Consider the following 4,390-nt stretch of genomic DNA (forward strand, 5'->3'; position numbering starts at 1 on the left):
CGTCGGAAAAAAGTTTGAGGGCTTTCGGTTTCTTGGGCTTTTTTACTGTGCTCATCGATGTAGTCATGGTGTTTCCCTTTCGGTATCATCTCATGACCTTCGGCACACAAAAAATCTGACAGGCTCCTCCGAGTTATGGATACACACCTTCATTACTACCAGACGAGTTACTGTATTCATTTCTAGGTAGATTTATCGCTTTTAACGCACTCGGCGATCCTCGTCGAGCAATGCAGATTATCTTTGGAAGTCAGACAATTATTCCTTGCATTGATCTTCCGACTAACATCATTCAAGTTCAAAAAAACATTGGACCAATTCCACCATGCGATTCTGGCGTGGAGTTGGCTCGTCTTGGGACTCTATTTCCGTACCATCGTCCGTTCCTCTCTAACGAACAAGGTCGTAAAGCGTTGCATATACTGTTAAACGGCGGGGGAATAGGGCTTAAGACCCTAATAGGCCGTGTGGCAAATGGATTCGGTGCAAATGTAAGTCTTCGACACTGTCCTCTTTGCGCAGTAGCGGATCTAGCGCAGTATGGGATGAGTTACTGGCATCGATCTCATCACCTACCAGGTGTGACTAGTTGCTATTTGCATGGAATAAATCTTTGCGAGCATATCGAGATCGATATAGCGAGACATCGTCAACAAATTGTTTTAGCACCGTCTATTGTTGATCCAGTTAGAAGGGCGAATAAGTCAGATTCCAGGCAAGAGAACTTTGCAAAGATATCCCACGAACTATTGTTTTCATCATTGCTAGAGATTGCGCCATCTCATCGAACAAGTGTCTATGAGAATGGGTTGAGAAATCTCGGGCTGTCTAAAAGCAAACGACGAATTGATCTGAATGGACTTGTGCATGAGTTGCGCAGTTTCCATAACAACTTTGAAGGTTATTGTTGTCAGGATCGCCTTTTGTCATCACAACTACAACCCATGAGATGGGTTAGGGAGATTTTTGCTCGCCCATCGAGGGCAATTCATCCGATATGTCATTTATTGCTGATTGAATTTCTTTTCAAAGACATTGCTACTTTTAGGGATAAATTGATGGGTTGCCAGGGGGCTGAAATCTCAGACAAGGACGAAGTGATTTCGAGGAAAAAATCGAAATTACCTTTTGACCCAGACAGGAATAAAAACAAGCTTTCTGACGTGGGCATTTCGTGTCGATTGCTAGCTCAAGAGTTATGCACCTCAGTAACATCTATTGTGCAACTAAGACGCAGAATGGGGATTTTAGTAAGTGAGAGGAGTAAAACAATCACCCAAACAAAGCGCAAAAATGTTCACGATAAACTGCGTTCCGGTATGTCGCCGGTATCCGTATCAGAACAAGAGAATTTATCTGTGTCAACGGTATACCGACTTTTACATGAGTCTCCAGAAGTGGAGGCCGTGCACAAAAAAATAAAAGGTGAGCAAGAGCTTGATAGATGTAGGAAGCTCTGGAAGCATCTATGTAAGAAACATCGTAAAGAGGGAGTCACCAAAATCCGTAGTCTTGCGAGTGCAACATACCACTGGCTTTATCGCAACGATAAAGCTTGGCTTAAAGAGATGTGTAATCAAGTTCCGAAAAAGAGGGTGAAGCCGAAAAATCGTGTGGATTGGAAAAAGCGAGATATCACTTTGCGAAAGAAGTTAATAGCGTACGTAGCCAAACTTACCTCACAAGTAAATCATCCACGTATCAGTAAATCATTAATGCTACGGCGCATAGGTGATGCCATGGCGAGGAGAAATGTTGTACGTTTGCCGACATTATGGAAGGAAATTCATAATCAAGAAGAATCAGTTCAAAGCTATCAAATACGTCGTTTAGAAAGGGTGATGGCTACGTACTTGATTGATGAATCTTGCTCGTTATCTATGATTCTTCGCAAAGCTGGGATTGGTAAGTTGGATCCAATACTTACATTGCACCTGAAGAAAAAATTCAATTTTACTGACTGTTGAGATGGCGTATGGGGTTAGTAGTGCCGTTTTATGTTCATCCATATCCGGATGAATTGTTGGGTAGTTGGTTATATCGGATTGAAGCTCATTCAGTCGCATCGATAAGGCAGTATGCAAAAGGTGAGTTTCAAAAAAACATTGCTAGAGCAGCATGGCGAGACATGGTAAGCAGGGAAAAAACTTTTTTGTCGGTGCTGAATGGGCTAGATGTTGAATATGACGATGTGATCCTAAATCTGACGACGTATCCGTATTGGTTGAGGTTTCATAGCTCTAAAAATTTTGACTTCAACAAACTAAGCCATGGGTCAGAACTTCCTGAGCTGTTCGTGCGGAAACGAAAGGCAGCTCTGCCTCGTCTCATGCCATTGCTGCCGCATATCAAAAGACTGTGTCCTACGTGCTTAGATGAGGATTGTCAAAAATATGGCGAACCCTACTTGCATCGAGCTCATCAATTACCGTTTGTTTCGGTTTGCTATCGTCATGATGACACTCTAGTTTCAAGATGTCCGGCATGCCGTGCATTTCTTCAAATGGAGGCCACCTTTACGTCTGCGCCGCTTATTTGCTCATGCGGTCATGACTATAGAAAAAGCGCAGTAACAAAAAATCAAAAACACGAGGCTTTTGGGAGGCTGGCAAAATTCAGTGCCTCTGCGTTGATGTCGAAATCATTGGTTGATGCATGTAATGTGTCGTTCTCGTTTTTTGATTTCGAGTTGCAAGATGCAGGCTTAGTGGATCGCAATCATTTCCGAGAGTATCTCGAGAATGTGTACGGTTGGCGCGCATCGAAAGCAATCGTGACATTAAATGCCCAACGCTCTGATTCATATACTTACTCGGAAAAATTGCAAAGTCCGATATCTGAATATCGAGCGCCGCAAATCTGCGCATTTCTGGCTTCAAAGATGGCAGATTTTTCGGCTTTCAGGCTCAAGTTCAAAGAGTTCTCGGCTGACAAAACAGAAACAAGAACTTCAGAAAAAAAAGTTCGTCTTCCGCCACAGATACCACAATCAGTTGAGCAAGCAAGACATGTTGTGCTTGATTTTTGCCAAGACAAAATAAAGCAGACCCGCTCTGAAATTTATAGAAGGCGGAAGCCGTTGTATTGGTACCTTATGCTGAATGATCGCGATTGGTTTGATAAGAACTTTCCAACCTTTTCAAAATTCAGTGCAAGGCCTATACCTACTGTAGCGAGTGATCGAGAGCGAATTTTCGAAGCAATCAGAGGCTCTGACAATAATATTGTTTCGCAATGGGCGAATCGCGCTCAACAAGAGTTTTATAGGGCGTCGATAAGAGATGTTGAGTGGTTAAAAGAAAGAAAAAAGGAAACGTATGAAGAGCATAAGCGAGAGCAGAAAAACCAAAGCAGGAGATCTGCAATAATGATTCTGAAAGAGTTGAAGCAGGCATTTGACGTTATGAAGGCCAATATGGAAAAGGGGCTTCACGTATCGCCCCAAGATTTACCTCGCTATTTGATTACTATCAACCAAAATCAACTCGATTACTATGTAAGAACGAATTCGGATATCAGGGCTTACATCCAAGAGCGTGGCGGCCAACTATTCGAAGGAGTTGTGTTCAACAGATTTAAAGCTTGTTGGACCTAGTCGAGTATCCACATTAACGTTGCAGTCCGTTCACAATCCGGAAGCTATGCAAGTCTCGAATATATGGCTGGCATCACAAGGATGATGAAAATTGAATGCATGCATTGCTCTCTGCGATGCGGAGAACCATACTTGTGCTTGCATGCCTCTTAACCTATCAGCCAGTTTTCCACTGCAAGCATTTATAGTAGGGAAAAAGTTACGCACGGTTCACTCTCCGATGCTTGACGAAAAGTGAATACCCTGATGATGAAATGCAGTGATTAAAAGCTTGTTTACCTATCTATACAATCTCCGAAGATGCTCGGTTTTGTGCATAGTAAATTGCAGCAATGTTGCTATGTCTCATCTCAAAGCGTCGATTCGAAATGAATCGGTATACAGCGTCACCGGCAAATTGGTGATCAGCAACTCACTAGCGGTGTAGCCAGCGGATCGAGTACCCTTCGCGATGTCAGGATAGTTCTTGTAAAGGACTGAGTTGTACTGTGGCCTGAACATTGCGATTAACTTTGCCTCAACCTCATTAGTGAGTTCTGGTGCTATAAGAGTAATCGCAACTTCAAGCAGGCGTCCATAATCTTCGTCTGTTTCGAGCTTGTGAAGGATCGGCTTACCCTCACCTAAGTCCGTCTCGTCCAATACTGGGATTATGTTGGCCTCTTCGAAATCGGTAGTGTCAGAAATTCTGTGTGTGAAGGTCGGTTAAAAAATTCTAGTGCAATGCGTTGGTGAAGCGTTCGCCGAACAGAATGGCAAACTGATTGGCCGCCTGCTTCCACGTCACCGGAGGCA

General features: G+C 43.3%; 2 protein-coding genes and 1 pseudogene. All 3 read left to right on the forward strand.

Annotated features, from left to right (window positions below; all coding sequences use genetic code 11):
• Positions 1–155: 155 nt before the first annotated feature.
• Positions 156–602: pseudogene (locus IXC47_RS19495) on the forward strand (TniQ family protein); the annotation flags it as partial.
• A complete protein-coding gene (locus IXC47_RS19150) occupies positions 582–1,967 on the forward strand; it encodes a TnsD family Tn7-like transposition protein (RefSeq protein WP_326838433.1) in 1,386 nt (461 codons plus the stop codon). The pseudogene IXC47_RS19495 and the gene IXC47_RS19150, both read left to right, overlap by 21 nt.
• An 8-nt stretch (positions 1,968–1,975) precedes the next feature.
• Positions 1,976–3,595: a TniQ family protein gene (locus IXC47_RS19155; RefSeq protein WP_195876750.1), complete on the forward strand. Its 1,620-nt coding sequence runs from the start codon at positions 1,976–1,978 to the stop codon at positions 3,593–3,595.
• The last annotated feature ends 795 nt before the right edge of the window (positions 3,596–4,390 follow it).

The organism is Herminiimonas contaminans (assembly GCF_015645465.1).
Lineage (GTDB): Bacteria > Pseudomonadota > Gammaproteobacteria > Burkholderiales > Burkholderiaceae_D > Oxalicibacterium > Oxalicibacterium contaminans.